Source organism: Shinella granuli (assembly GCF_004341885.1).
In the GTDB taxonomy this organism is placed as follows: Bacteria; Pseudomonadota; Alphaproteobacteria; order Rhizobiales; family Rhizobiaceae; genus Shinella; species Shinella granuli.
On sequence record NZ_SLVX01000016.1, the window covers coordinates 57,747 to 83,949 of the forward strand.

28 protein-coding genes, 1 pseudogene and 1 riboswitch are annotated in these 26,203 nt (G+C 66.4%); of the genes and pseudogenes, 11 read left to right on the top strand and 18 right to left on the bottom strand.

Annotation, left to right across the window (positions count from 1 at the left end; genetic code table 11):
* Together phnH and phnG are read right to left on the bottom strand one after the other, a co-directional pair.
* Nucleotides 1-609: a phosphonate C-P lyase system protein PhnH gene (gene phnH, locus EV665_RS21765; RefSeq protein WP_133035658.1), complete on the bottom strand. Its 609-nt coding sequence runs from the start codon at nt 607-609 to the stop codon at nt 1-3.
* Nucleotides 609-1,079, bottom strand: a complete 471-nt coding sequence (gene phnG / locus EV665_RS21770) for a phosphonate C-P lyase system protein PhnG (protein WP_133035659.1) — start codon at nt 1,077-1,079, stop codon at nt 609-611. Before phnG ends, phnH begins: the two co-directional genes overlap by 1 nt.
* Before the next feature lie 105 nt (nt 1,080-1,184).
* Here phnG and phnF point away from each other — a divergent pair, with 105 nt between their 5' ends.
* Entirely contained in the window at nt 1,185-1,928 is a 744-nt protein-coding gene (phnF, locus tag EV665_RS21775; protein WP_133035722.1) for a phosphonate metabolism transcriptional regulator PhnF, read from the top strand.
* Here the strand turns inward: phnF and EV665_RS21780 are convergent.
* From EV665_RS21780 to EV665_RS21810, 7 genes are all read right to left on the bottom strand, one after another.
* Nucleotides 1,885-2,682, bottom strand: coding sequence for a class I SAM-dependent methyltransferase (locus tag EV665_RS21780; RefSeq protein WP_064333151.1), 798 nt, complete (start codon nt 2,680-2,682; stop codon nt 1,885-1,887). The genes phnF and EV665_RS21780 overlap by 44 nt on opposite strands.
* Nucleotides 2,682-3,134, bottom strand: coding sequence for a pseudoazurin (locus EV665_RS21785; protein ID WP_133035660.1), 453 nt, complete (start codon nt 3,132-3,134; stop codon nt 2,682-2,684). The genes EV665_RS21780 and EV665_RS21785 overlap by 1 nt, the downstream gene beginning before the upstream one ends.
* Complete coding sequence (locus EV665_RS21790; RefSeq protein WP_064333149.1) at nt 3,131-3,931, bottom strand: ABC transporter ATP-binding protein; 801 nt, start codon at nt 3,929-3,931, stop codon at nt 3,131-3,133. The genes EV665_RS21785 and EV665_RS21790 overlap by 4 nt, the downstream gene beginning before the upstream one ends.
* Nucleotides 3,928-4,956 (bottom strand): FecCD family ABC transporter permease, encoded by a 1,029-nt coding sequence (locus EV665_RS21795; protein WP_133035661.1) that lies wholly within the window; start codon nt 4,954-4,956, stop codon nt 3,928-3,930. The genes EV665_RS21790 and EV665_RS21795 overlap by 4 nt, the downstream gene beginning before the upstream one ends.
* Nucleotides 4,953-5,996, bottom strand: coding sequence for an ABC transporter substrate-binding protein (locus tag EV665_RS21800; protein WP_133035662.1), 1,044 nt, complete (start codon nt 5,994-5,996; stop codon nt 4,953-4,955). Before EV665_RS21800 ends, EV665_RS21795 begins: the two co-directional genes overlap by 4 nt.
* Before the next feature lie 155 nt (nt 5,997-6,151).
* Nucleotides 6,152-6,383, bottom strand: a riboswitch (cobalamin riboswitch).
* A 26-nt stretch (nt 6,384-6,409) separates the two neighbouring features.
* Nucleotides 6,410-7,264: a MurR/RpiR family transcriptional regulator gene (locus EV665_RS21805; RefSeq protein ID WP_064333146.1), complete on the bottom strand. Its 855-nt coding sequence runs from the start codon at nt 7,262-7,264 to the stop codon at nt 6,410-6,412.
* Nucleotides 7,265-7,320: 56 nt separating this feature from the next.
* Nucleotides 7,321-8,391 (bottom strand): polyamine ABC transporter substrate-binding protein, encoded by a 1,071-nt coding sequence (locus tag EV665_RS21810; protein ID WP_133035663.1) that lies wholly within the window; start codon nt 8,389-8,391, stop codon nt 7,321-7,323.
* Nucleotides 8,392-8,555: 164 nt separating this feature from the next.
* Between EV665_RS21810 and EV665_RS21815 the strand changes: the two genes are divergently transcribed.
* Genes EV665_RS21815 through EV665_RS21830 form a run of 4 tightly spaced genes read left to right on the top strand, consistent with a single transcriptional unit; the run spans nt 8,556 to nt 12,524 of the window.
* Nucleotides 8,556-9,638, top strand: a complete 1,083-nt coding sequence (locus EV665_RS21815) for an ABC transporter ATP-binding protein (protein WP_133035664.1) — start codon at nt 8,556-8,558, stop codon at nt 9,636-9,638.
* Between the two features lies 1 nt (nt 9,639).
* Nucleotides 9,640-10,542: an ABC transporter permease gene (locus EV665_RS21820; protein WP_133035665.1), complete on the top strand. Its 903-nt coding sequence runs from the start codon at nt 9,640-9,642 to the stop codon at nt 10,540-10,542.
* A 12-nt stretch (nt 10,543-10,554) separates the two neighbouring features.
* Nucleotides 10,555-11,385, top strand: a complete 831-nt coding sequence (locus EV665_RS21825) for an ABC transporter permease (RefSeq protein WP_133035666.1) — start codon at nt 10,555-10,557, stop codon at nt 11,383-11,385.
* Between the two features lie 2 nt (nt 11,386-11,387).
* Complete coding sequence (locus tag EV665_RS21830) at nt 11,388-12,524, top strand: DmpA family aminopeptidase (protein ID WP_380685900.1); 1,137 nt, start codon at nt 11,388-11,390, stop codon at nt 12,522-12,524.
* A gap of 12 nt (nt 12,525-12,536) precedes the next feature.
* Here EV665_RS21830 and EV665_RS21835 read toward each other — a convergent pair whose 3' ends face one another.
* The 3 genes and pseudogenes from EV665_RS21835 to EV665_RS21845 form a co-directional block, all read right to left on the bottom strand.
* Nucleotides 12,537-12,908 (bottom strand): hypothetical protein, encoded by a 372-nt coding sequence (locus EV665_RS21835; protein WP_133035668.1) that lies wholly within the window; start codon nt 12,906-12,908, stop codon nt 12,537-12,539.
* Nucleotides 12,909-12,978: 70 nt separating this feature from the next.
* Nucleotides 12,979-14,394, bottom strand: a pseudogene (locus tag EV665_RS21840) (NAD(P)-dependent oxidoreductase); the annotation flags it as partial.
* A gap of 144 nt (nt 14,395-14,538) precedes the next feature.
* On the bottom strand, nt 14,539-15,378 hold the full coding sequence (locus EV665_RS21845) for a beta-keto acid cleavage family enzyme (protein ID WP_133035670.1): 840 nt from the start codon (nt 15,376-15,378) through the stop codon (nt 14,539-14,541).
* Nucleotides 15,379-15,469: 91 nt separating this feature from the next.
* Here EV665_RS21845 and EV665_RS21850 point away from each other — a divergent pair, with 91 nt between their 5' ends.
* Genes EV665_RS21850 through EV665_RS21875 form a run of 6 tightly spaced genes read left to right on the top strand, consistent with a single transcriptional unit; the run spans nt 15,470 to nt 20,925 of the window.
* Complete coding sequence (locus EV665_RS21850) at nt 15,470-16,354, top strand: MurR/RpiR family transcriptional regulator (RefSeq protein WP_133035671.1); 885 nt, start codon at nt 15,470-15,472, stop codon at nt 16,352-16,354.
* Entirely contained in the window at nt 16,351-17,688 is a 1,338-nt protein-coding gene (locus EV665_RS21855) for an aspartate aminotransferase family protein (RefSeq protein ID WP_133035672.1), read from the top strand. The genes EV665_RS21850 and EV665_RS21855 overlap by 4 nt, the downstream gene beginning before the upstream one ends.
* A 21-nt stretch (nt 17,689-17,709) precedes the next feature.
* Nucleotides 17,710-18,450 (top strand): glutamine ABC transporter substrate-binding protein GlnH, encoded by a 741-nt coding sequence (gene glnH / locus EV665_RS21860; protein ID WP_133035673.1) that lies wholly within the window; start codon nt 17,710-17,712, stop codon nt 18,448-18,450.
* A 60-nt stretch (nt 18,451-18,510) separates the two neighbouring features.
* Nucleotides 18,511-19,167: a glutamine ABC transporter permease GlnP gene (glnP, locus tag EV665_RS21865; RefSeq protein ID WP_064333137.1), complete on the top strand. Its 657-nt coding sequence runs from the start codon at nt 18,511-18,513 to the stop codon at nt 19,165-19,167.
* Complete coding sequence (glnQ, locus tag EV665_RS21870; protein ID WP_064333136.1) at nt 19,164-19,892, top strand: glutamine ABC transporter ATP-binding protein GlnQ; 729 nt, start codon at nt 19,164-19,166, stop codon at nt 19,890-19,892. The genes glnP and glnQ overlap by 4 nt, the downstream gene beginning before the upstream one ends.
* The gene (locus EV665_RS21875) at nt 19,882-20,925 is read left to right on the top strand and encodes a C45 family autoproteolytic acyltransferase/hydrolase (RefSeq protein ID WP_133035674.1); all 1,044 of its coding nucleotides are present in this window, start codon (nt 19,882-19,884) and stop codon (nt 20,923-20,925) included. The genes glnQ and EV665_RS21875 overlap by 11 nt, the downstream gene beginning before the upstream one ends.
* A gap of 46 nt (nt 20,926-20,971) precedes the next feature.
* Here the strand turns inward: EV665_RS21875 and EV665_RS21880 are convergent, their stop codons facing one another.
* From EV665_RS21880 to EV665_RS21905, 6 genes are all read right to left on the bottom strand, one after another.
* Nucleotides 20,972-22,246: an L-fuconate dehydratase gene (locus tag EV665_RS21880; protein ID WP_133035675.1), complete on the bottom strand. Its 1,275-nt coding sequence runs from the start codon at nt 22,244-22,246 to the stop codon at nt 20,972-20,974.
* Nucleotides 22,247-22,292: 46 nt separating this feature from the next.
* Complete coding sequence (locus tag EV665_RS21885) at nt 22,293-23,027, bottom strand: SDR family oxidoreductase (protein WP_133035676.1); 735 nt, start codon at nt 23,025-23,027, stop codon at nt 22,293-22,295.
* Nucleotides 23,028-23,046: 19 nt separating this feature from the next.
* Nucleotides 23,047-23,496: a MaoC/PaaZ C-terminal domain-containing protein gene (locus EV665_RS21890; RefSeq protein WP_133035677.1), complete on the bottom strand. Its 450-nt coding sequence runs from the start codon at nt 23,494-23,496 to the stop codon at nt 23,047-23,049.
* A 12-nt stretch (nt 23,497-23,508) separates the two neighbouring features.
* Nucleotides 23,509-24,576, bottom strand: coding sequence for a Gfo/Idh/MocA family protein (locus tag EV665_RS21895; protein ID WP_064333131.1), 1,068 nt, complete (start codon nt 24,574-24,576; stop codon nt 23,509-23,511).
* A 174-nt stretch (nt 24,577-24,750) separates the two neighbouring features.
* The gene (locus tag EV665_RS21900) at nt 24,751-25,080 is read right to left on the bottom strand and encodes an L-rhamnose mutarotase (RefSeq protein WP_133035678.1); all 330 of its coding nucleotides are present in this window, start codon (nt 25,078-25,080) and stop codon (nt 24,751-24,753) included.
* A gap of 3 nt (nt 25,081-25,083) precedes the next feature.
* Nucleotides 25,084-26,202: a mandelate racemase/muconate lactonizing enzyme family protein gene (locus EV665_RS21905; RefSeq protein WP_133035679.1), complete on the bottom strand. Its 1,119-nt coding sequence runs from the start codon at nt 26,200-26,202 to the stop codon at nt 25,084-25,086.
* Between the last annotated feature and the right edge of the window lies 1 nt (nt 26,203).

Genomic DNA, 26,203 nt, shown 5'->3' on the forward strand with positions numbered 1-26,203 from the left:
CTACGCCTCCTTCACGCTGACAATGGTGGTGCGCGGCAGGCAGAGGATTCTTGCTCCGGCAACGAGGATCAGGTCGACGCCGCGCGGAAAATTCTGCCGGTTCTCCGACCAGAAATGCGGAAACATGTCGGGCAGGCCCACCGGCGCGATCTCCGCCTCGGTGCGGATGCCCGGCCCCTTCAGCACGAGCGGCCGTCCGCCCTCGAAAGCATCGATCTCGACCACGAGCGTCGTCGAACGATCCGGATATTCCTGCGTGCCTTGCGCGAAGAGACTGAGATTGGGCAGCATTGCGCCCTTCTCCACGAAGGCGAAGCGCGCGTTCTGGCGCTCGTCGGTCACCGTCGCGCCGGCATTGAAGGCGAGCCAGCCCGGCAGCGCCGAGCGGGAGAGCGCCGGGGTGAGCCAGACGGTGGTATCGTGGTCGCAGAGCGTCAGCGCGATGGCGCCGGCCGTCGCGTTCAGCGGTGCGGGCGGCACGACTGTCGCATCGATGCGGCCGATCGTGCCCGGGCGGGCCATGCAGTCCATCAGCGTGCGGAACGCGGCCTGGGCCTCGAACACCGGCTGGTCGAAACCGCCGGCAAAGGCGAGCGTGTCTGTCGTCATCAGTCCTCTCCGCGAACCATGGTGAAGAAATCGACGCGGGTGGCGGCCGTCTGGCGCGCCTTTTCGGCGTCCTCGTCGGCGATGCGCGCGGCGACGACGTCAAGCAGCGCCTCCACCCCGGCCCTGCGGGCCGGCTGCTGGAAGAGCGCATCGAAGATCGCCGTAAGCCGCGCCTTGGCACTGTCGGTGCCGAGCGCCTGGCCGTGGCCGACCGTGCCGTCTTCGAGACGGACGCTCGCGCGGGTCACCGTCGCCTCACCGAGATTGAACGGCGCCCCGCCGCCGCCGATGCGCCCGCGCACCATGACGAGGCCCGTTTCCGGGCCGCGCACCGGCTGGGCGGCCGGCTTGTCGCCGAGCGCGTCGAACGCCGCCTGCAGTTCGGCCCGGCTCGCCTTCGCGAGCAGACCCATCGCCCTCTGCCGTTCGCCCGTCGCGGCGCTTTCGGCAGATTTCCGAATTGATGCCATTGCCTCATCTCCAAATGTCTATTAATCTAGACAACCGAACATCTAAGTCTCGTCTTAATCGGCCGGGATGACAAGGGTGTGACAGCGGGCTTCGCGGGGGCGGAAATGGTGGAACGGCAATCGGGCGTGGCGCTCTGGCGACAGATCGCGGATCGCATGCGCCTTGCGATCAACAATGGCGATTTCGACGAGACCGGCATGATGCCGCCGGAAGTGGTGCTGGCCGCCCGCTTCGGCGTGAACCGGCACACGGTGCGCAGCGCCATGGCGGCGCTGGCGGAGGAAGGCATCGTACGCCCGATCCAGGGCATCGGCACACGCATCGAGCGGCGCGACCGGCTGCGCTTTCCCATCTCCCGCCGGACACGCTTCTCGCAGGGCCTCGGCAACCAGACGCGCAACCTGGAGGGAAGGCTGCTGGCGGCAGCAACGGAGGCCGCGCCCGCCACCGTCGCCGAGGCGCTCGGCCTTGCGCCCGGCACTCCCTGCATGCGGCTCGAAACCGTCAACAGCGCCGACAGGCGCCCCGTCTCCTGCGGGACACATTATTTCCCGGCCGATCGCTTCACGGGGATCGACGCGATCTACGACAGGACGCGCTCCATCACCGCCTCCTTCCGCGAACTCGGCGTGCCGGATTACGTCCGCCGCTCGACCGAAATCTCCGCGATCCACGCCGAGGGCGACGACATCCGCCACCTGAAGCTCTCGCCCGGGGCGATCATCCTCGTGGCGACGGCGGTCAACACCGACCTCGACGGCGTTCCGATCCAGTTCTCTCGTACGCGCTTTGCCGCCGACCGGGTCAAGCTGACGGTGGAGCCGGAGCCCGACGGCAGCAGAGGATGAAACGGCGGTAAAGCAGCGTCCGCAGCCGGTTGCGCAGGTCCGCCGTGCGGCGCTGGGCCTTTGCGATGGGCGCATGCGAGCCGACCGTCATGTCGCGAAAACCCGCCGCCTCCAGCAGCGGCAGCACGCGCTCGACGGTGAGCCCGTCGCCGAAGGGCAGGCGCTCCATGATGCTGGCGTGCCGTTCGCTCATCGCGCCGTCATAGTGCGGATCGGTGCCGACGACCTTGTCCAGCATGGCGATGGCCCGGCTTGCCAGCCGGCCGAGCCGGGTCGGCGCGGCCCAGTCGCCGTCGAAGAACAGAAGCAGGCCGCCGGACTTCAGCATGCGGTGCCATTCCGCAAAGGCCGTGGCCGGCGTCGTCAGTGTCCAGACGAGATGGCGGCAGACGATGGCGTCGTAGCTCTCGTCCGGCTCCATCGGGTTTTCCGCATCGGCGAGCAGGAAGCGAAGCCCCCTCGCCCCGGCGTGCTTTTTCCGTGCCACCGCCAGCATCGCCTCGGAGAAATCGAGCGCCGTCACCTCATGGCCGAGGGAAAGGAGCAGGCGCGTCACTTCCCCCGTGCCGCAGGCAAGCTCCAGCACGCGGCGCGGCTCGGGGCCGAGCCGCTCGCGGATCGCCGCCGCCCAGGCGTCGAATTCCGGCCCTTCGGGAATGCGGTGGCCGAAGGCGAGATCGAAGGTTTCGGAGCGACGCGACCAGTAGTCGCGGATGTCTTCCTTGAGATGGCTGTTGGGGCGCGGGCCGTGCATCACTGCCCCTCGCCCGCATCGATACGGGCAAAGATATCATCGAAGCGCGGCCGGGCGCGGGCCGGGACCTCGACCTTGCGGATCGCCTCCGTCAGCTCCGCTGCGCCAACCTTGACCAGCATGACCATGCCCATGCCGAAATGCGGCGAGCACTTGATGCCGTAGTAGCCCGGCTGGTCGAAGGTCACCTCGATCTCCTCGTTGATCTTGCCCTTGAAGCCCGCATAGCCCTCGGAAACCATGCCGTCGATGCTTGCGGCATTGTGGCTCTTGTGGGTGGCGATGAACTTGATGCTGTCACCCGGTTTGATCGCCAGGAAATCCGGCTCGAAGACCATGGAGCCCCTTTCGCCGCGGTTGCGCATCTCGACGCGAAACGTTTCGGCCGCGGCGGGAACGGCATGGAGGAGGGCGGCGAAGGCCGCGGCGAGGAGGAGACCGGTTTTCATCATGCCTCTGCAACGAGCTTGAGTTTGGCAGGCCGCGGTTCCGGCCGGCGATAGCGGATGAAGCAGCCGCCGGTGCTGTCGCGCTCGACATCGACGGTGACGCCGAAGACGTCGGCGAGGCGCTGCGGCTCCAACACCTTGGCGGGCGTGCCGAGCGCGACGATGCGGCCGCCCTGCATGACGGCGATGCGGTCGCAGAACATGGCGGCGTGGTTGAGATCGTGCAGCGCGGCGACGACGGTCAGGTCCTGCTCGCGCACGAGCTGGAGCAGGCTGATCTGGTGGCCGATGTCGAGGTGGTTGGTCGGCTCGTCGAGGAGGAGGATCGGCGCCTGCTGGGCGAGCGCGCGGGCGATGTGCAGCCGCTGGCGCTCTCCGCCGGAGAGCGTGTGCCAGAGCCGGCCGGAAAAGCGCGCCATGTCGACCTCCTCCAGCGCCCGGTCGACAATGGCATCATCGGTGCGCGACCAGGGCGTCAGGGCGCCGAGATGGGGCGTGCGGCCGAGCTCGACGGCCTGGCGCGCGGTGATGCGCTCGGTGGTCTCAGCCTGCTGTTCCACGAAGGCGATGCGGCGGGCGATCGCCTGCCGGCCATGGGCGGAGAGCGGCCTGCCGTCGAGCGTCACCACGCCGGCCTGCGGCCTGCGGATGCCGGCCATCAGCGCCATCAGGCTGGTCTTGCCGGAACCGTTCGGGCCGATGATGCCCAGAAATTCGCCGGGGCGCACGTCGAGCGAGACGTCCGACAGGATGGTCGTGCCGCCGGCCGACCAGGAGAGGCCTTTTGCCGAAAGGGTCACAGGGCCGACCTCCGTTGGCTGAGGATGAGCGCGAAGGCCGGGGCGCCGAACAGCGCCGTGATGACGCCGATGGGCAGCACCTGGCCGGGGATGATGACGCGCGACAGCACGTCCGCGGCGATCATGAAGACCGCGCCGATCAGCGCCGAGGCCGGCAGCAGCAGCCCGTGCCGGACGCCGACGACCATGCGCGCGGCATGGGGAATGACGAGCCCGACGAAGCCGATCGACCCCACGATGGAGACCATGACGGCCGTCATCAGCGCCGAGACAGCGATCAGCACGACATAGACCCGCCGCACCGGAATGCCGAGCGAGGCCGCCGATTCCGTGCCGAAGGTGAAGGCATCGAGCGCGCGGGCATGCCAGAGGCAGACGACAAGGCCGAGAAGCGCCACCGGCAGCGCCAGCCAGACATCCGGCCAGCGCACGCCCGAGAGGTTGCCGAGCAGCCAGAACATGATGCCGCGCGCCTGCTCGGCATTGGCCGCCTTCGTGACGATGAAGGAGGTCAGCGCGTTGAAGAGCTGCGAGCCGGCGACACCCGCAAGGATGATCGCCCCCGTGCCGCGGCCCGCGCGCACCGCAAGCGCGCTGACGAGGCCGAAGGCGACGAGCGCCCCGAGAAAGGCGCCGATCGGCAGCGTCAGGATGCCGGCACCGATGCCGAGGATCGCCACGGCCACCGCCCCGGTGGAGGCACCGGCGGAAATGCCGAGAATGTAGGGATCGGCGAGCGCATTGCGCAGCAGCGACTGGAGGATCACGCCGCAGAGCGCGAGCGCCGAACCGCAGCAGGCAGCGACCATCGCCCGGCTCAGTCGATAGTTCCAGATGATGCCTTCGTCGATCGGTTCGATGGCGTGCCCCGCCTGCCAGAGACGGTTCGCCACGGTCTTCGCCACGACATCGAGCGGAATGGCGGTCTCGCCCACCGCCGCGCCCATGCCGAGCGCGGCGACGAGCAGCACGAGCGCCGCGAAGGCGGCGCCCGTGCGCAGCAGGATGGGGCGGTCCGCCGTCACTTTGCGAGGCCGGCTTTCTCGATGGCGTCGGCAAGCACCTCGATGCCCTCGATCGTGCGGATCGTCGGGTTCATCGCCTGGGCGTCCATGTCGACGACATGGCCGTTCTTCACGGCCGGCATCAGGCTCGCGACGGGATCGGTCTCGAGGAACTCGTGCTTGACCGCGACGTCATCGGCGGGGAAGCGGCGCCGCTCCATCTTGCCGGCAACGATGATCGTCGGGACGGCCTTGGCGACGGTTTCCCAGCCGACCGTCGGCCATTCCTCGTCGCTCTCGATGACGTTCCGGATGCCGAGCGCCGACATGATGTAGCCCGGCGCGCCGTTGCGGCCGGCGACATAGGGGTCGATGTCGAGTTCGGCGCTGGAGAACCAGAAGACGGCGGAGAGCTTGCCATCCGCCGAGGCGATCTTCCTGCGGGCCGCCTCTTCGCGCGCCTTCAGGTCGGCGATGACCTTCCCGCCCTGATCCTGCACATCAAAGATCTGCGCCAGCTCACTGATTTCCTTGTAGATCAGGTCCATGGTGAAGACCGTATTGCGCACGCCGTCGCCGCCACCGGAATTGTCCTTGCCGATGCAATCGGCAGGCGAGGTATAGACCGGGATGTTCAGCTCCTCGAACTGCTCGGGCGTCGCGACGATGCCCTCGGGGCCGACATGCCACTGGAACTGCGCCGTCACGAGATCCGGCTTCCTGGCGACGACGCTCTCGAAGCTCGGATCGTTGTCGGCAAGGCGCTCGACCTTGGCGTTGATGTCCTCGTAGCCCGACAGCACCGGGCCGATCCAGACCGCAGTGCCGACCATGCGCTCGCCGACGCCGAGGAGATAGAGGATTTCGGTCGAGCTCTGGCCCAGCGAAACGGCGCGCTCCGGTGCCTTTTCGAAGGTGACCTTGCGGCCGCAGTTTTCCAGCGTCAGCGGATACTGGGTCGCGGCCGCCTGGGCCGCGCCCGACGACAGGACGAGCACGGCGGCGCCGGCCAGGGCGGAAACGAGGGATGCGGCACGCGCGGCCGCAGGCAGAATGGTCATGGGTTTCTCCCGGATGAATGAAAGCGTGCGGGCTCAGCCGGTAAGCCGATGGAGGCGAACCGATTGCGGTCGGGAGAAAACGAGTGGAGTCCTGCCGTCTCCGGCAGCCAGGGTCGTCATGGCGTCTCCTGTTCCGGGCATCCCCGCCCGTGACTTGGATTGTTGCTCTGACGGCAGGTCTCCTGGCTCACGGATATCTGCTGCCTGTCTGCCTTCCCGCGGAAAACCGCAGTGGCATGACGCAAAACGCGTCCCAAGGACAGGCGGCAATCCGCCTACAGTTGCGGGGGCAGCCACGGAATGGGTCCCTGTTGGGTCGTCCGCACCGTGTTCCCTATTAATCCCCTGGGAGTCATCCTTCGGGGAACCGTCGATCCATCCTTAGTCCGCCGCGCTTGGCAGCGTCAAGGCGCTCAGCTCTCGAAATCCCCGAAGATGTCCTGGAGGCGGGTCAGCGTATCGACGCGCTCGCTGACCGCCTCGCCCATGACGACGATGATGTTGCTGAGCATGAGGTCCATGACGGCGGTCATGGTGGCTGCGCCGTCCCAGAGCGGCCCGTGCGAGCCCGGCACGATAAGGCAGATGTCGGAGACCTCAGGTCCCCACGGGCAGAACTCGTCGGTGAGCAGCACGACCTTCACGCCGGCCCGCCGCGCCTCCAGCGCAAGCGGCCGCGCCTTGGCGGCAAAGCGGCGCACGTCATGCAGGAAGAGCAGCCGTCCCTCGACGGAGCCGTCGAGCAGTTCCGAATAGGTGCCGTTGAGGCCGTCGACGAACTGCACGCGCGGCCGCGTATAGGAAAGCTGGCTGGCGAAATACTGGGCGATGCCGCGAACGTTCTGATAGGCGGCGACATAGACTTCCGTTGCGCCGATCAGCGCGTCGATCGTCTGCTGCCATTCCGGCGCGCTTGTGATGGCGTAGATCTGGCCGAGATTGTCGATCTGCTGCTGGATGAGGCCGGCAAGAAGCTTTCCCTCCTTGCGGTCCTGCTCCAGCGAGGCGACCGGCCCCTTGACCTCCCAGGCCGGATTGGAGCCGCCGCGGCGCAGTTCGCTCTTCAGTTCGTCGAGCCCGTCGAAACCCATGCGGCGGAGATACCGGCCGATGGTCATGGGCGACACCTGGAGGCGCTGGGCGATGGAGCGCGCCGTCTCGAAGGGCAGTTCGGCGATGTTGCGCTCGATATAGTGGGCGATCAGCCTGTCGGATTTGGAGCGCCGGAGGTCGTCGGACTGAACGAGCTTCAGAATGCGTTTCGACACGTCGCCCTCTCCCCAAAGTCCCGCCCGCCAGAAAGACGGGCGGGGATCCGGCGCGCTCACTGCGCCGTCTTGATGCGCGTCCAGACGCGGTCGAGCTGGCGCAGTGCCGGACCCAGGTCCTCGAAGATCTGGAGCCGCGCCATGGTCTCGGCCGGCGGATTGATCTCCTTGCTATTCTTGATCTTTTCCGGGGTCAATTCCCGCGCCGGCACGTTGGCCGTGCCATTGGTCTGCTGCGCGACGTTGAGCGCGGCGATTTCCGGACGGGTGTAGAATTGCAGGAACTTGATGGCGTTCTCCTTGTTGGGAGCCGTCTTCAAGACGCAGACGTCCTCCTGGTACATGGTCGCCCCCTCCTCGGGGATCACATAGCCAAGGTCCTTCTCGTCGCCGAAGACGTCGACCATCGCGCCGACGAAGAAATGGCCGGCTGCGACATCGCCGGATTGCACCATCGGCCGCGTGTCATAGGTGAAGGCCGCGACATGGGGTTTCATGGCGATGATCGTCTCGGCCGCCTGCTGCAACTCCGCCGGGTCGGTGGAGTTGATCTTGTGGCCGTTCAGCATGAGGCCGACCGCCAGCACCTCGCGCATGTCGTCGAGCAGGGTGAATTTCAGCCCCTTGGCCTCCACCGTCTCGATCAGGTCCTTCCAGCCGGTGACGTCCTTGCCGAGGATCGTGCGGTTGTAAAAGATGCCGACCGAGCCCCAGGCATAGGGTAGGCAATATTCGCCCTTCGGATCGCTTTTCGCGCGCAGGAAGGCGGGATCGATGTTCTTGAAGCCCTCGAACGTGTTGATGTCGGTCTTTTCCAGAAGGTCGAGCTTGGCCATGATGTCGTGCATGTGCACGGAGGGGAAGACGATGTCGTAGCCTGTCGCGCCGCCCTGGATCTTCGCCAGCATTTCCTCGTTGGAGGAATAGGTCGAGAGGTTGACCTTGATCTGGGTCTCCTCCTCGAATTTCTTCAGAACCTCCGGATTGATGTATTCGCCCCAGTTGTAGATGTTGAGTTCGGCGGCGCTCGCCATGCCCGCCGTCGCCACAAGGGCGGCGAGCGAGAAGGCGGTGCGGCGCGTCCATGCCCCAAGGCCGGATGCGCCGGCGCAATAAGACTTCGTCATCGAATGATCTCCTCTGATGGTTTGGCCCGTCGTGGCCCCGGTGCTTTCCTTTGCACCGGATGTTCCCGTCCCGGCTTCTTTCGGCCGTTGACTTGGATGGCCAAATGGTATCCAACTATCGAAATCGCACAAGCGTTATTTTAATAACATTTTGGGGAACGACGATGCGAGATTCGATAGTCCGCCTGGAGAAGGCGGCGAAAGCCTTCGGCACGCCCGAAGGACAGACGGTGACGGCGCTCGACGCGATCGACCTTACCGTGCGCCGCAACGAATTCCTGACGCTGCTGGGCCCGTCCGGCTGCGGCAAGACCACCCTCCTCCAGGCGATCAGCGGTTTCGTGGAGCTCGATTCCGGCCGCATCCTGATCGACGGCGAGGACATCACGGACCGCCCGCCCTATCGCCGCCCGGTCAACACGGTGTTCCAGAACTACGCCCTCTTCCCGCATATGACGGTGGGGGAAAACACCGGCTATGCGCTGGAAGTGGCGGGCGTCGCGCGGCCGGAGCGGGCAAGGCGCGTCGCAGATGCGCTGCGCATGGTCGGCCTGGAAGGCATGGAGGGCCGCAAGCCGCGCCAGCTTTCCGGCGGCCAGCAGCAGCGCGTGGCGCTCGCCCGTGCCATCATCGCCCGTCCGAAACTGCTGCTGCTCGACGAACCGCTCTCCGCCCTCGACAAGAACCTGCGCCAGGCCATGCAGATCGAGCTGAAGACGCTCCAGCACGAGCTCGGCATCTCCTTCATCTTCGTCACGCATGACCAGCAGGAGGCGCTGACCATGTCGGACCGGGTGGCGGTCCTTTCGGGCGGCCGCATCCAGCAGCTCGATACGCCCCGCGCCATCTACGACCAGCCGAAGAACAGTTTCGTCGCCACCTTCGTCGGCGCGAGCAATCTCTTCGAGGGCCGGGCGGAGGGCGCGCGGCTCGTCACCGGCGACGGCCTTTCCATCGCCCATGCGACGGCCGGCACGAGCGGCACGGCGACCGCGCTCATCCGCCCGGAACAGTTCTTCATCGCCGAGGCCGGCGACACCGCTCCGGCCCTCGACGTCGACCTCGAACAGATCGTCTTCGTCGGCTCCACCTTCGAGCTTTTCGGCCGCACGGCGACCGGCCGGCGCGTCATCGCGGAAATCCCGGCGACGCGCCGCAACCTCGTCGGCGAGATCGAGCAGTCACGCCGTGCCCGCCTTGCCTACGATCCCGCGGCAGTCCACCTCATCCCGGCGGAGGCCGCCTGACATGTCGTCGATCGCCTTTCGCCGTCGCGCCCAACTCGGCCTGCTGCTCGGACCGGTCTCGCTGTTCCTCGCCATCTTCTTCCTCGGCCCGCTCGCCATCATGATCGTGACGAGCTTTCTGGCGCCCGGCCTCTATGGCGGCGTGGAATGGACCTGGTATCCGCACAATTACGGCCGCATCCTCGGCTTCGCCGATCCCATGTTCGAGGATTTCGATCCGGTTTATATCGCGATCTTCCTGCGCTCGCTGAAGATCGCGGCGCTCACCGTCGTCGCCACGCTCCTCGTCTGCTATCCGGCCGCCTTCTGCATCAGCCGGCTTTCGGAACGCTGGAAGAATTTCTGCCTGTTCCTCATCACCCTGCCCTTCTTCACCAGCCTGATCGTGCGCCTTTTCATCTGGGTGCTGATCCTGCGCCAGACCGGCCTCGTCAACGCGGTGCTGCTGAACACCGGCGTCGTCGCCCGGCCGCTGGAACTGATCTATACGGACGGCGCGATCGTGCTCGGCATGGTCTATGTCTTCATCCCCTTCATGTTCATGCCCGTCTATGCCAGCGTCGAAAAGCTCGACTGGACGCTGGTGCGCGCCTCGCTCGATCTCGGCGCCGGGCCGATCCGCACCTTCCTGCGCATCATCCTGCCGCTGACGGCACCCGGCATTGCCGGCGGGGCGGTGATCGTCTTCATCCCGGCGCTCGGCAATTTCGTCGTGCCGGCCATTCTCGGCGGCGCGAAGGTGATGATGCTCGGCAACCTCATCGAACAGCAGTTCCTCGCCGCGCGCAACTGGCCCTTCGGCTCGGCGCTCGCCATGATGGTGATGAGCGTGATGCTCGTCCTGCTCTTCGCCTATGTCATCGTTTCCGGCCGCCGCGGCATCGATGCCGCGACCGGGCGCTGAGGAGGTTTTTCGATGAAGATCTTCGCCTCCCTCGCCCGCGGCAGCCTGATCGCCTATACCGCGCTGTTCTTCGCCTTCATCTATATCCCGCTGGTGCTGATCGCGGTCTATTCGTTCAATTCCAACCCGATCAACATGATGACCTGGACCGGTTTCACCACCGAATGGTACGCCCAGGTCCTCGGCTTCAAGACGACGGTCTCGGAAAACGCGCTCTATATCGAATCGACCGACCAGCTCGTCCAGGCCGTCTGGAACAGCCTGATGATCGCCGCCTCGACGACGACGATCGCCACCGTGCTCGGCACGGCGATCGCCATCGCCCTCTACCGCTTCGACTTTTTTGGCAGGCGCTTCTACCGCGTCGTCATGTTCATGCCGATGCTGATGCCGGATATCGTGCTCGGCATCGCGCTCCTGATCTTCTTCGTCAATGCCGGTGTCAATCTCGGCCTGAAGACGATCATCATCGGCCAGTGCACCTTCCTGATCTCCTACGTCTTCATCGTCGTCTCCGCCCGGCTCGCCGGCATGGACCGCACGCTGGAGCACGCCTCGGCCGATCTCGGCGCCTATGAATGGACGACCTTCCGCAAGGTGGTGTTCCCGCAACTCCTGCCGGGCATCGTCGGCGGCGCGCTGCTCGCCTTCATCATCTCGATGGACGATCTGGTGATCACCTATTTCATCGCCGGCGTCGACGTGACGACCCTGCCGATGTTCATCTTCGCCATGCTCCGGCGCGGCATCAAGCCGGAGATCAACGCCATCGCCGTGATGATGCTGACCTTCTCCTTCGTCGTCGCCTCGCTCGGCCTCTATCTCCGCTCCCGGCAGAAATGACCATGACCCAGACAGCAAAACCCCGCGCCCGCACCCTCGGCCTGCCCTTCACCGGCCGCACCGGCCCGTTCAACGCCATCACCGATGTGGAAGGCATCACCGTCGGCTTCCGCACCATTGTCGAGGAAACCCCGCGTCCCGGCCGCAAACTCCCGGTGCGCACCGGCGTCACCGCCATCCTGCCCCATAGCGAGAGCCCGACGCCCGTCCCCGTCTATGCCGGCGTGCACCGCTTCAACGGCAATGGCGAGATGACCGGCACCCACTGGATCGAGGACGGCGGCACGTTTCTAGGCCCCGTGATGATCACCAACACCCACGGCGTCGGCATCACCCATCACGCAACGATCCGCTGGATGCTGGAGCGCTATGCCTCGACCTACGAGGTGGGCGATTTCCTCTGGCTGATGCCTGTCATTGCCGAGACCTATGACGGCGTGCTCAGCGACATCAACGCCATGCCGGTGACGGAGGCGGATGCCCGGGCAGCTCTGGAAAACCTCTCCTCCGGTCCCGTCGCGGAAGGCAATTGCGGCGGCGGCACGGGCATGATCGCCTATGGTTTCAAGGGCGGCACCGGCACCGCCTCCCGTGTCGTCACGGTCGGAGACAAGGACTATACGATCGGCACGCTGGTGCAGGCCAACCACGGCCAGCGCGACTGGCTGACGATCTGCGGTGTGCCGGTCGGAAAACACCTCCAGGACAACACGCCGCAAAGCCAGCTCAAGGAGCGCGGCTCGATCATCGTCGTCATCGCCACGGACCTGCCGATGGCCCCGCACCAGCTAAAGCGCCTCGCCCGCCGCGCCGCCATCGGCATCGGCCGCAACGGCACGCCCGGCGGCAACAATTCCGGCGACATCTTCCTCGCCTTCTCCACCGCCAATCCGCAGCCGATGGCCCATCGCGCACCGGCGCTGCTCGCCCTCGACATGGTCAACGACGAACAGCTCGATCCGATCTATCTGGCGGCGGTGGAAAGCGTGGAGGAGGCCGTCGTCAATGCCATGCTGGCGGCGAAGGACAGCGGCGGCACGCCGCATGACCGTCTGCGCGTCGACGCCATCCGGCACGACGAACTGGTGGCGGTGATGAAGCGATATGGCCGGCACGCGGATGCGCCGGCCATGCCCTGATCCCCGGCGCGGTCAATTGCCCGTGCCGTCGGGCGTCACGCGCTGGCTCTGTCCGCCGGTGCTGGAATCCGCATTGGGATCGCGATCCGTCGGAACGGTCTCGCCACCGCCGGGGACGCTATCGTCGATCGTATCCTGGGTCGGCGTCTGCGTGCCGTCGGAGGTGGAGGACGTCTGTTCCGTATCGACCGTGGGATCGGCGCTTTCGCCCCAGATCTCGACCGCGCCCCAGACGAGGAAGGCGAGCGCCAGGCTGATGCCGAGCACTTTCAGCACCGGCCGCCCGAGGCCGCCCTGTCGGGTTTCCCGCGCGGCATAGTCTTTCCGGGCGGGATCATGGGTGCGGGTCAGCGGATCGCCGCGTTCGTCTTGCTGATGGGTCATGGCGGTCACTCCCTGAAGATCGTGTCAGGGAGGGAACTGGCGGTGACGGCGAAAGTTCCCCCGAACCGCCTCAGGCCTCCGCCGGGCCGTCCAGCCCGAGCGCTTCGAGAAGCCGCCGCTGGCGCAACAGGAGATGGGTGAGCGCAACGACGTCGCCGGCCGCCGGCTGGTGCGTCATGCCCTCGTCCACCGCCTCGACGATGGCTTCCAGCGTATCGAAGATTTCGCGCGAGACACCGTGCAGCTCGGAGAACCGCGGATCGGCGACGGCGGCGGCGAGCGTTGCGGTCGTGACGCGCCCGATGCCGTGCGGCACCTTCGCCCCGGCATCGACATAGCCCTCCGGCAGGTCGCCCTTGAGATTGCGGACGCGGCGATGGCGGATGACATCGATGATCTGGTCGACAGCCTGGCAGGCGCCGGCGACGCGCGAGGGATGGTCCGTATCGGCGGCCGCATGCGGCAGGAGTTCGAGTTTGCCGGGATGCCGGGCGGCGAGCGTCAGATAGGGCAGCATCGGCCCGCTGAGCGCGCCGCTCTGCGCATCCTTGAAAAGATCGGCGTCGATGGCGGCATGGCGGAGCTGGCCGGAGGCGAGCGCCCGGTCGAGCGCGCCGGCATCCACCACCTCGCCGCGGTCGTAGTTGACGACGACGGCACCGCGGTTCATCGCCGAGAGCACGGCGTCACCGACGATGCCGGCATTGGCATAGGCGCGCGTCACCGGATCGAGCCGGCCGAGGCCGACATGGACGGACAGCGCATCCGCCCCGCTCGCGGCCTCTGCCGGAGAACTGGCGTAGTCAAAGCCCTCGGCCTCGATCCATTGACGGTGCTTCGGACGCGCATGGATCGCCACCTGCATGCCGAAGGCACGGGCGAGCCTGGCCACTTCACGGCCGATATTGCCATAGCCGATGACCGCCATGCGACGTCCCTCCAGCTTGGCGGTCGGGTAGGATTTGAGGTCGCGGCCCGTGTCGAAATCGCCGTTCGCCACGCGTTCGTGCAGAACATCGACCGGCAGGTCCGGCGCCACCTTCAAAAGCGCCTTCATCACCATCTGCGCCGTCGCGCGGCTGTTGATGCCGGGCGTGTTCATGAGGGGCGCGATGCCGCCCTCGCCATTGCCACCGCCCCAGGAGAGCGAGCCCATATTGCCGGTGCCCGCGCCGATGCGCACGCCGCCAAGCGGAAAGACCGCCAGCCGCGGGATGAAGGTCGCGGCGGCGATGAGGGCGTCATATTGACCGCGCGACGTCTGCGCCAGGATCTCCGCCTCGGTGCTGATATCCGGCTGGTAGAAGAAATGGATGCCGGGCGGCAGGGCCTCGCCCGCAAAGGCCGCATCGTGAAACGTGCCGCCTTTTTCCTCGATATACGCCGCGACCTCGCTGAAATCGGGCCGTCCCTCGGCGTCGAACCGCAGGCCGATCAGGTCGGCGATCAGGACACGATAGGCCCGCTCGGGATCGTCGAGCCGCACGTCCTCCCGCAAAGCCGCGTTTCGATCCTGCATGGCGCCCCTCCTGCGTGTCTCCTTCTTTCCGTATGACAGTTTTCCGGGCCTCGCAAGCCGAGGCGCTCTGGCGCATAAGCAGAGGCTTGCAGCTCAATGCATTCAAACGCGTCAGGTCGGGGCGCCAAAGCTCTCGCGCACATCCGCAGCGCTGCACGGCGCGTGACCGAAGTGATCGAGGGCCGTCGCGACTGTTTCGACAAGGTCGGCGTTGGAGGCGGCGAGGCTGCCGTCGGGCCTGAAGAGATTGTTCTCGAAGCCGACGCGGACATGGCCGCCAAGCAGGGCGCCGGCAGTGACGCAGGCCGCCTCGTGGCGTCCGAAGGCGCAGACGCTCCAGTTCGAAAAGCGCGGCGCATCCGGTGCGAGGAAGGGCAGCAGGTCGACGGGCTGCGAGGTCTGGGACAGGGTATAGCGGCCGAGCACGTAGAGCACGGGGATATTCGGCCAGGGCACGAGGCCGCGGCGGATCATGCCTTCAAGGCGCACCGCCTCCGCCGGCTCGTAGAGGATGATCTGCGGCAGGACGTTTTCCCGTTTCATCCAGAAGAGCGCCTCGGCGAAGGCGGGTTCGGTGGCCGCATCCGGCGCGAGTTCCCGCAACGCCAGCGAGGCCGCTTCCGGCTTTACGGCCTTCAGCACGGCGATCTGCTCGGCCGGCGCATAAAGGCCGAGCGCTTCCGTGGTGATCTGGATGACCAGGCGATCGCCCACCGCCGCGCGGATGACCGCAATCGCCGCCCCATAGGCATCGGCATCGAGGAGATGACGGCCATCCGGTCGGCGCACATGGACGTGGATCATGGCGGCGCCCGCATCCAGGCATTCGGCTGCGGTACGCGCCAACTCGCCCGGTGTCAGGGGGATGGCGGGATGGTCCGCCTTGGTGCGGCGGCCGCCGTTTGGGGCCACGGCAATGGCCACGCGGCGCGGTTCGCGAGAATCTGTCATCGTGCATCCAGCATATGATTCATATGGATCATATATCTACATTAATGAAACAACTGTTGCAAAGAAATTTGGAAAGGTGTATTCGATCGCCATGCAAAACGGCCCTCTCGCAGACCAGATCGTCCAGGCCTTCGACACGATGTCGGAGCAGCTCCGGGCCGCCGCGCGCTATGTGCTGAACCAGCCGCGCGAGGTCGCGCTGTTGTCCATGCGCGAGCAGGCACGGCAGGCGGGCGTGCAGCCCGCCACCATGACGCGGCTTGCCAAGCATCTCGGCCTTGCCGGCTACGAGGACATCCGCCAGCTCCATGCGGACGCCATGCGCGGCGACGTGACGGGCTTTGCCGGCCGCGTCGGCGCGCAGGCGAAGAGCCAGAAACTGAAGGGCGACCAGGCGCTGGCAGCCGACATGCTGGGCGGCATCGCCGCGCAGGTCGGCCAGCTCTCGCAGCCGCAATCGCTGGAAATGCTGGTGGAAGCCGCCCGCCGGCTCGGCGCCGCGCGGCGCATCTATTGCCTCGGCCTGCGCTCCAGCCATTCGCCGGCCTGGCACCTGCACTACATCCTGTCGCTGGCGGGAAAACACTCGATCATGCTGGATGCCGTCGGCGGCATCGGCGCCGATGCGCTCGGCAGCGCGAGCGGCGAGGACGTGATGGTCGCGGTCAGCGTGCTGCCCTATACGCGCCAGACGATCGAGATCGCCGATTATGCCGGCGAGGCGGGCGTGCCGCTGATCGCCATCACCGACAGCCTCGTCGCCCCCCTTGCCCAGCTTGCCGCCTGCACGCTGGTCGTGCCGACCGAAAGCCCGTCGTTCCTGCACACCATGTCGCCGGCCTTCGTCGTCGCCGAGGTGCTGGGCGCGCTGGTCGCCGGCCAGGCAGGGGATGCGGCAGGCGCCGCGCTTGCCGCCGTCGATCACCAATCGGCCGCCCTCAACACCCATCTCAAGACGAGGACGAAGCGCCCGTGACCCGCCTTCTGCATCGCGCCATCCATTCCCGCATGCCGGTCGCCGTGGGCGGCAGGGGCATCGAATTGTTCGATGCCGAGGGCAAGGCCTATATCGACGCCTCGGGCGGCGCCGCCGTTTCCTGCCTCGGCCACGCCCATCCCGCCGTCCTTTCCGCCCTGCACGAGCAGCTCGATCGGCTCGCCTATGCCCATACCGGCTTCTTCACCTCTGAAGCTGCCGAAGCGCTGGCGGAGCTGCTGATCGCGGATGCACCGGCAGGGTTGAGCCATGCCTATCTCGTCAGCGGCGGCTCGGAAGCGGTCGAGGCGGCGCTGAAGATGGCGCGGCAATATTTCGTCGAGAAGGGTGAGCCGCAGCGCCGCCACATCATCGCGCGCCGCCAGAGCTATCACGGCAACACGCTCGGGGCGCTTGCCGCGGGCGGCAACGAGTGGCGGCGCGCGCAGTTCAAGCCGCTGCTCGTCGAAACCCACCATATCGACCCGTGCTATGCCTATCGCCTGCAGGAGACCGGCGAGAGCGACGAGGCCTATGCGGCTCGTGCCGCGCAGCAGCTCGAAGACAAGATCCTCGAACTCGGCGCGGACGCGGTCATCGCCTTCGTCGCCGAAACGGTCGTCGGCGCCACGGCCGGCGCGGTTCCGCCAGTCGCCGACTACCTGAAGCGCATCCGCGCCATCTGCGACCGTTACGGCGTGCTGCTCATCCTCGACGAGGTGATGTGCGGCATGGGCCGCACCGGGACGCTGCATGCCTGCGAACAGGACGGCGTCGCGCCGGACCTGATGACCATCGCCAAGGGGCTTGGCGGCGGCTACCAGCCGGTCGGCGCCGTGCTCCTCTCGGAGAAGATCTTCGAGGCCTTCGCCAGCGGCTCCGGCTTCTTCCAGCACGGACACACCTATATGGGCCATCCGATGGCCGCCGCCGCCGGCCTTGCGGTGCAGCAGGTCATCCGGCGCGAAAACCTTCTTGCCAACGTCGTTGCGATGGGCGCGGAACTGGAGCGCCAGCTCGTCGAGCGCCTCGGCAACCACCATCATGTCGGCGACATCCGCGGGCGCGGCCTGTTCCGCGGGGTTGAACTGGTGGCCGATCGCGCCGGCAAGCAGCCCTTCGACCCGAAATTCAAGCTCAACGTCCTGATCAAGAAGGAAGCCATGGCGCGCGGCCTGATGGTCTATCCGATGGGCGGCACGATCGACGGCCGGCAGGGCGACCATGTGCTGATCGCCCCGCCCTTCATCGTCGAGCGCGCGGACATCACGCGCATCGTCGAGCGGCTGGGCGATGCGATCGATGCCGCCGTCAGCACACTTCCACACGCATAACCAAGCAAAAGGGGAACGACCATGAAACTGCGTACCATTCTATTTGCCGCCTTCGCATCGGCCCTCGCCTTCGGCCAGGCCGCGCAGGCCGAAGACCTTGTGGTCGCCACCGACACGGCCTTCGTGCCCTTCGAATTCAAGGAAGGCGACAAGTATGTCGGCTTCGACATAGACATGTGGGATGCCATCGCCAAGGAGATCGGCGTCACCTACACGCTGCAGCCGATGGACTTCAACGGCATCATCCCCGCGCTCCAGACCAAGCAGGTGGATGTCGCGCTCGCCGGCATCACCATCAAGGACGAGCGCAAGAAGGCGATCGATTTCTCCGACGGCTATTACGACAGCGGCTTCCTGCTGATGGTGCCGGCGGACAGCACGGTCCAGAGCGCCGAGGACCTGAAGGGCAAGATCCTCGCCACCAAGACCGGCACCTCGGCGACGGACTACGCCAAGGAGCACTTCAAGGAGACGGAGCTGCGCCAGTTCCCCAACATCGACAATGCCTATCTGGAACTGCAGACCGGCCGCGTCGACGCCGCCATGCACGATACGCCGAACGTGCTCTACTACGTGAAGACCGCCGGCGGCGGCAAGGTGAAGGCCGTCGGCGAGCAGATGATGGCCCATCAATACGGCATCGGCTTCCCGAAGGGCAGCGAGCTCGTCGCCAAGGTGAACGCCGCGCTCGCCAACATGAAGAAGGACGGCCGCTACACCGAGATCTACAAGAAGTGGTTCGGCACCGAGCCGAAGCTCTGACGCCTTAGCCCCGGGCGCGCCGGCAGGCTGGCGCGCCCTCCTCACGCCGGGGAGCCTTTTATGGAATTCGACTGGTCCGTCATCGGCGAGGCCATGCCCGCCCTGTTGAGCGGCGCACGCCTTACCATCCTCATCACCCTTGCCGGCCTCGTGGGCGGCCTTGCCGTGGGCTTCGTCGCGGGCCTGATGCGCGCCTATGGCAATGCGTTCCTGAACGCCATCGCCTTTGCCTATATCGAGCTCATCCGCGGCACGCCGATCGTCGTGCAGGTGATGTTCATCTATTTCGCGCTGCCGGTTCTCGCCGATATCCGCGTCAATCCGATGACCGCTGCCGTCACGGCGATCGTCGTCAATGCCGGCGCCTATATCGCGGAGATCGTGCGCGGCTCCTTCCTCTCCGTGCACAGGGGATTGAAGGAGGCCGGCCTGGCGCTCGGCCTGCCGCTGTGGAAGGTACTGGTCTACATCATCGGCCCCGTCGCCTTCCGGCGGATGATCCCGCCGCTCGGCAACCAGTTCATCGTCAGCCTCAAGGACACCTCGCTGTTCATCGTCATCGGCGTCGGCGAACTCACCCGCCAGGGCCAGGAGATCATGGCCGCCAACTTCCGCGCGGTCGAGATCTGGAGCGCGGTGGCGATCCTCTACCTCCTGATGACCGGAACCCTGACGCTGATCCTGCGCGTCACCGAAAAGAGGATGCGGATCCTGTGAGCATCGTGGAATTTCGAAACGTCACGAAGACCTTCGGCCCCGTCGTGGTGCTGCGCGAGGTCGACCTCAACATCGACAAGGGCGAGGTGGTCGTGCTGATCGGCCCGTCCGGCTCCGGAAAGTCGACGCTGCTTCGCTGCATCAACGCGCTGGAGGAGATCAACGGCGGGGATCTCGTCGTCGACAATATCAGCGTCAAGGCCGGCCGCTCGCAGGTTCGCCTCATCCGCCAGGAGGCCGGCATGGTCTTCCAGCAGTTCAACCTCTTCCCGCAGATGACGGCGCTGGAAAACGTCGCCTTCGGCCCCCGGCGCGTGCGCGGCATCAGCCGTGCCGAGGCCGAGGAGCAGGCCAGGGCGCTGCTCGCCAAGGTCGGCCTTGCCGAGCGCGGCCACCACTATCCGGCCGAGCTTTCCGGCGGCCAGCAGCAGCGCGTGGCGATCGCCCGGGCGCTGGCCGTCAAGCCGAAGCTGATGCTGTTCGACGAGCCGACCTCCGCGCTCGACCCGGAACTGCGCCACGAGGTGCTGCGCGTCATGCAGGCGCTCGCCGAGGAGGGCATGACGATGATCGTGGTCACGCACGAAATGGCCTTTGCCCGCCAGGTCGGCACGCGGCTGATCTTCATGGAGGATGGCAAGATCTCCGTCGACGGCAAGCCGGCCGACCTGCTCGCCAATCCGGAAAATCCACGCCTGCGGGAGTTCTTGCAGCATGTCCACTGACAACCGGCTGGGTTACATCGAGATCGCCGGCATGCCGCGGGAGATCGGCCTCCAGCTCGGCCGTTTCGGCCGCGACATCGCCCATCGCCACCTCGTGCACGGCCATGCCTGGGCCTCGGTCCTCGCCTTTCGCGCGGATCCGCGCGTTGCCGCGATGCGCCGGATGGTGGAGGCCCGCTTCCCCGCCTGTTGGGCGGAACTGCAGGGCCTCGCCCTCGGCCTCGATCTTCCCTTCGACGACGTCTTCCTGTGGAACTGCCGCGGCGACCTCTGGGCCTTCGCGCCGGATGGCTGCACGACGGTGCAGATACCGGGCGCCGAACCGCTGCTTGCCCACAACGAGGACGGCGATCCCGGCTTTCGAGGCCATTGCGCGCTCGCCCATATCCGCCCGGAGGGCGGCACGGCCTTCACCAGCTTCGTCTACCCGGCCTCGATCCCCGGCCACACCTTTGCGGTGACGGCGACGGGTCTCGTCCAGACCGTCAACAATATCCGCTCGCGCGGTGTCGGCGCCGGCCTACCGCGCATGGTGCTCGGGCGCGCCCTGCTGGATTGCCCGTCGATCGACGCGGCTATCCACCTGCTGGAGCGTTCGGAACGCGCCGGCGCCTTCCACATGACGCTCGGGCAAAGGGGCGATCCGCGGCTTGTCGGCGTGGAATTCACCCACGAGCACTGCTCCACCGTCACGCTCGACCGCCCGCAATGCCACGCCAACCACCTCGTTCATGCCGGCATGGCCGGCGAACGACAGGTGATCACCGGCTCCTCCCGGTCCCGGCAGCAACGCGGGGACCAAATCATCGCCGAGGGCGGGGAAGGCCTGCGGGATCCACGCGCCATCCTGTGGGACAAGGCCGTAGCGCCACTGCCCATCTACCGCGCGCAGCCGGACGACCCGGACCACGAGAACACGCTGGCGACCGCCGTGTTCCACATCGGCGCGAACGCCATCCGCTGGCAGGTCCATGATCGCCCGGAGGAGACGCCCCGCTTCGTGATGGACGGCACCCTCAAGCCCGTGTCCTGATATCCGCCTGTCGAAGGGGCGGCGGTGACAGCCGCCCCGCCCCTCGTCACCCGAACGTATAGGCCGCGATCGACTCCGGCTTCATCTCGATGGAGAAACCCGGCCGCGCGGGCGGCATATAGGCGGCGTTCTCGATGCGGCAGGGGTCGACGAAATGCTCGTGCAGGTGGTCGACATATTCGATCACCCTGCCCTCCTTCGTACCGGACACGGCGATGTAGTCGATCATCGAGAGATGCTGGACATACTCGCACAGGCCGACGCCGCCGGCATGCGGCCAGACCGGCAGGCCGTATTTCGCCGCCATCAGCAGCACGGCGAGCACTTCGTTGAGGCCGCCCATGCGGCAACTGTCGATCTGCACGATGTCGATCGCGCCGCCGGCGATCATCTGCTTGAAGATGATGCGGTTCTGGCACATCTCGCCCGTCGCCACCTTGACCGGATGAACGGCCTGCCGGATCGCCTTGTGGCCGGCGATGTCGTCCGGGCTCGTCGGCTCCTCGATGAAGAAGGGCTTGTAGGGTTTCAGCTCCGACACCCAGTCGATCGCCTGCCCCACCTCCCAGATCTGGTTGGCGTCGATCATCATGGTGCGCTCGTCGCCGATCACCTCGCGGGCGATGCGCAGGCGCCGCTTGTCGTCTTCGAGGTCGCGGCCGACCTTCATCTTTATATGGGTGAACCCCTGGTCGACGGCCTCCTGGCAAAGGCGGCGCAGCTTCTCGTCGTCATAGCCGAGCCAGCCCGCCGAGGTCGTGTAGCAGGGATACCCTTCCTTCTCCAGCGTCGCGATGCGCTCCGCCTTGCCGGTTTCCGCCTTCTCTAGGATGGCCAGCGCCTCCTCCGGCGTCAGCGCATCCGTCAGGTAGCGGAAGTCGACGATGGAGAGGATGTCCTCCGGGCGCATCTCGGCGACGAGCCGCCAGACCGGCTTGCCCGCCTGCTTGGCCAGGAGGTCCCAGACGGCATTCACCACCGCGCCGGTCGCCAGATGCATCGCGCCCTTGTCCGGGCCGATCCAGCGCAACTGGCTGTCGCTCGTGACATGACGCCAGAAGCGGCCGGGATTTTCGCGCACCCAGGCAAGGTCGAGGCCGACCACCAGATGCTTCATCGCCTCGATCGCCAGGCAGCAGATCTCGTTGCCGCGGCCAATCGTGAAGGTGAGGCCATGGCCTTCGAGGCCGGGCGCATCCGTGCCGAGCACCACATAGGCGGCCGAATAGTCCGGATCCGGGTTCATGGCGTCCGAGCCGTCGAGGCTCTGCGAAGTGGGAAAGCGCAGGTCGATCGAGCGAAGGCTGGTGATCTTGGTCATGGTGCGGCCCTTGCAATGGCCGGCGCTCTGCCGGCTAAAAAATGTCTCAGATGGTCCAGCCGCCGTCGATGGCGTAGGCCTGTCCGGTCGTGTAGGTGGCGCTCGCGAGATAGACGGCGAGGTCGGCGATCTCTTCCGGCGTGCCGATGCGGCCGATCGGCTGGCGGGCGATGAAGGCCGCGCGCGCCGTCTCGTAGTCACCCTGCGCGCGCAGGCGATCCTGCAGCGAGGGGCTTTCCACCGTGCCGGGGCAGATGCAGTTGCAGCGGATGCCCTCAGCCACGTAGTCGGCCGCCACCGACTTGGTGAGCCCGACGACCGCCGCCTTGGTGATGGTGTAGGCCGCCCGGTTCGGCACGCCCTTCACGCTGGAGGCGACCGAGGCCATGTTGATGATCGCGCCGTCCTTCTTCTCCAGCATCGCCGGCAGCACGGCGCGAATGGTGCGCACCATGGCGCGGACATTGAGATCGAAGGCGAAGTCGAGGTCCTTGTCCGGCATGTCGAGGATCGTGCCGGCATGCACGAAGCCGGCGCAGTTGAAGAGCACGTCGAACGGGCCGGTCGCCGAGACCACGCGGTTGACGGCCTCCTCGCTCAGGACGTCGAGCACATAGGTCTCGATGCCCGCCTCGCCCGCAAGGCTTTTCAGCGCATCGGCATTGATGTCGGTCGCGACGACCTTGGCGCCGGCGCGGGCGAAGGCGATGGCGCTCGCCTTGCCGATGCCCTGGCCTGCGGCGGTGATGAGGACGCGCTTGTCTTGAAGGGAAAGGCTCATGATGGCTCCTTGTGGTGCGTCAGGCGCCCGGGCGGCGCTCGACGACGTAGATATGGTCTGCGGCGAGAACGACCTCGCCCTTCTGGTTGACGACTTCCGTGCGCTCGATGACGCGGCCGAAGCCGGCGCGTTTCGGATCATCCTCCTTGCCTGATATCGTCACGCGGGTGTGGATCGTATCACCGATGAAGACCGGCCTGATGAAGCGCATGCGATCATAGCCGTAGGAAAATGCAACAGGATTGATGACGCTCGCCGTCAGCCCGACACCGATCGCAAACACCATCGTGCCATGGGCGATGCGCTGGCCGAAAGGCTGCGTCTTCATGAATTCGGCATCCATGTGGTGCGGGAAGAAATCGCCCGTATGGCCGGCATGCACGACGAAATCGGTCTCGGTGATGGTGCGGCCGCTCGTCTTGCGCCCCTCGCCGATTTCATAGTCTTCGAAATATTTGACCTGTTCCATGGCTGTTCCTGTCTAGGGCCGTGCGGCGAGCGGCGTCGCGGGCGCGGCGCTGGAGGCATAGGCCGCCTCGACGAGCGCCATGGTCATCCATGCATCCTCGACCGAGGAGACGAGTTCCGCATCCTCGCCCGACACGAAACGCTGAAGGTTCGCCATGCGGCCGACGAAGGCGTCCGGGAACCACGTTCCCTCCAGCGGCACCGGCACCCAGCCGTCGCCGCCCTTGGGATGGATCTCCAGAATGTCCGGTTCGCCGCGCGGATAATCGAGATTGACGCCGAGCTGGAGATAGGCCGCGCCCTGCGTGCCCGAGACGCGGAATTCGCAGGCCTGATGCCTGCGGCCGAATCGGTGATCGTGGTTGATCGAAAGGGCGCAGCGGACACGGTCGCCATAGTCGAGGATCGCCGTGGTGCGCGTCTGCGCCATCCCGTGGTTCGGGTGGCCGATCGACTTGGCGTGCACGCCCCCGGGATCGCCCAGCACCTGGCGGATCACATCGAGATAATGGATCGAGTGCATGGCGATCTCGATGCGCGGCAGGCCTTCGAGGAAGGACCAGAGCTGCCAGGGCGTATCGAGCGCCAGATGGACGTCGAAATCGACGACCTCGCCGAGCAGCCCCTTGGCGATGGCGTCCTTCAGCGCCAGCATCATCGGCGCGAAACGAAGCTGGAAATTGACGGCCGCCTTGAGCTTCCTGTCGCGGCAGATCGTCAGGATCTCCGTCGCAGCGGCAAGGTCGGCGCCCATCGGCTTCTGGATCAGCGCCGCCGCGCCCTCCGGCAGCACCGCCAGCACGTTCGCATGCGCGGCCGGGGGCGTTGCGAGATCGAAGATGGCGTTCTCGACGGACGCGGCTTCCTCCACGGTGCGGTAGGCCGTGACGCCCCACCTTTCGGCGAGCGCCTTCGCCTTGTCGTGGTCCGGATCATAGAGCCCGGCGATCGGGAAGCCGCCCTTGCGATAGGCCGGATAATGCGCGTCGCCGACGATCGAGCCGGCCCCGAAGGTGACGATGGGACGCGGGTTCGCCGGCAGCGGCCAGGATTGGGTGAGGGTTTCGGGGTCAAAGGTCATGGCTTCAGCTCTCGCAGCACACGTGCGCCCCTCATCCGGCTGCCGCCACCTTCTCCCCGCAAGCGGGGAGAAGGGGATGCCGCGCTGTTTTCAGCATATTTCGACCGGTCGCAGGGCACGTCTCCTCTCCCCGCGAGCGGGGAGAGGGTTAGGGTGAGGGGCAAGCGCGGAGATTCACGCATGAAAGAACACCTCTTCCATGCCCGCCCACCACTCGCCATCCTTCCGCGTCTCCAGCGGCGACTGGCAGGGCATGCAGACGGCCCACCATTCCTGCGTCTTCGGGTCGGCGGCCATCTTCGCCATGTCGGCGGCATAGTCGTTGCCGTGATATTCGAAGAAGGAGAAGAGCAGGTTCTCCGGCTCCTTCAGGAAGATCGAATAGTTCCGGATATTGCAGGCGGAAATCATCGCCAGCACCTCCGGCCAGACGGCGGCGTGCAGGCGCTTGTAGTCTTCGATCTTCTCCGGCTTCACGCCGATCACCATGCCGATGCGCTGCATGTCCTAGACCCTTTCCCGGATTTCGCGCTCGAATTCGGCAATGGAGCGGGCGCGGATCGCATCCCAGTCCCAGTCGATGCCGAGGCCGGGCGTCGTGGGCGCGAGCGCCATGCCGTTCTCGATGGTCAAGCGCGAGGTGGTGATGTCGTCGAGCTGCGGAATGTATTCGACATATTTGCCGTTCTGCACCGCGCAGGTCAGGCTGACATGCAGTTCCATCAGGAAATGCGGGCAGACCGGCATATCGAAGGCCTCCGCCGCATGCGCCACCTTCAGCCAGGGCGTGATGCCGCCGATGCGGCCGGCATCGACCTGCACGATGGAGCACGCGCCTTTCTGCATGTATTCGCGGAAATGGCGGATCGAATAGAGCGATTCGCCGACGGCGATGGGCGTCGCCGTCGCGCGGTTGAGGCGGACATGGCCGTCGATGTCGTCCGCCGGCAACGGTTCCTCGATCCAGCCGAGGTCGAGGTCGCGCAGGCGCTCGGCGCGGCGGATCGCCTCGTCGACTGAAAAACCCTGGTTGGCGTCCGTCATGATCTCGTAGCCGTCGCCGACCGCCTTGCGCACAGCGGAAAGGCGCGCAAGATCCTCGGACCCGTGCGACTTGCCGATCTTCACCTTGGAGCCGGAAAAACCCTTCGCCTTGGCGTCCAGCGCATCCTCGACGAGCGCCTCCACCGGAATGTGCAGCCAGCCGCCCTCGGTCGTGTAGAGCGGGCAGCGGTCCTTCGCGCCGCCGGCGAGCTTCCAGAGCGGCAGGTTCTGTTTTCGCGCGCGCAAATCCCAGAGCGCGGTATCGATGGCGGCGAGCGCGATCGAGGTGATCGCACCGATGGTCGTCGCGTGGGTCGCGAATTCCAGCTCGTGCCAGATCGCCTCGATCCGGTCGGCGTCGCGGCCGAGGAGGCGCGGCGCGAGATGATCGGCCAGAAGCCGCATGACGGAGGAGCCGCCGGTGCCGATCGTGTAGCTGTAGCCGGTGCCGACCGCCCCGTCGCTGTCGGTGATGGTGACGAGCGGCGTTTCCTGGGAAACGAAGCTCTGGATGGCGTCCGTGCGCTCGACCTTCGGGCGAAGGTCGACCATTTTCAGCTCGATGCGTTCGATCCTCGCCATG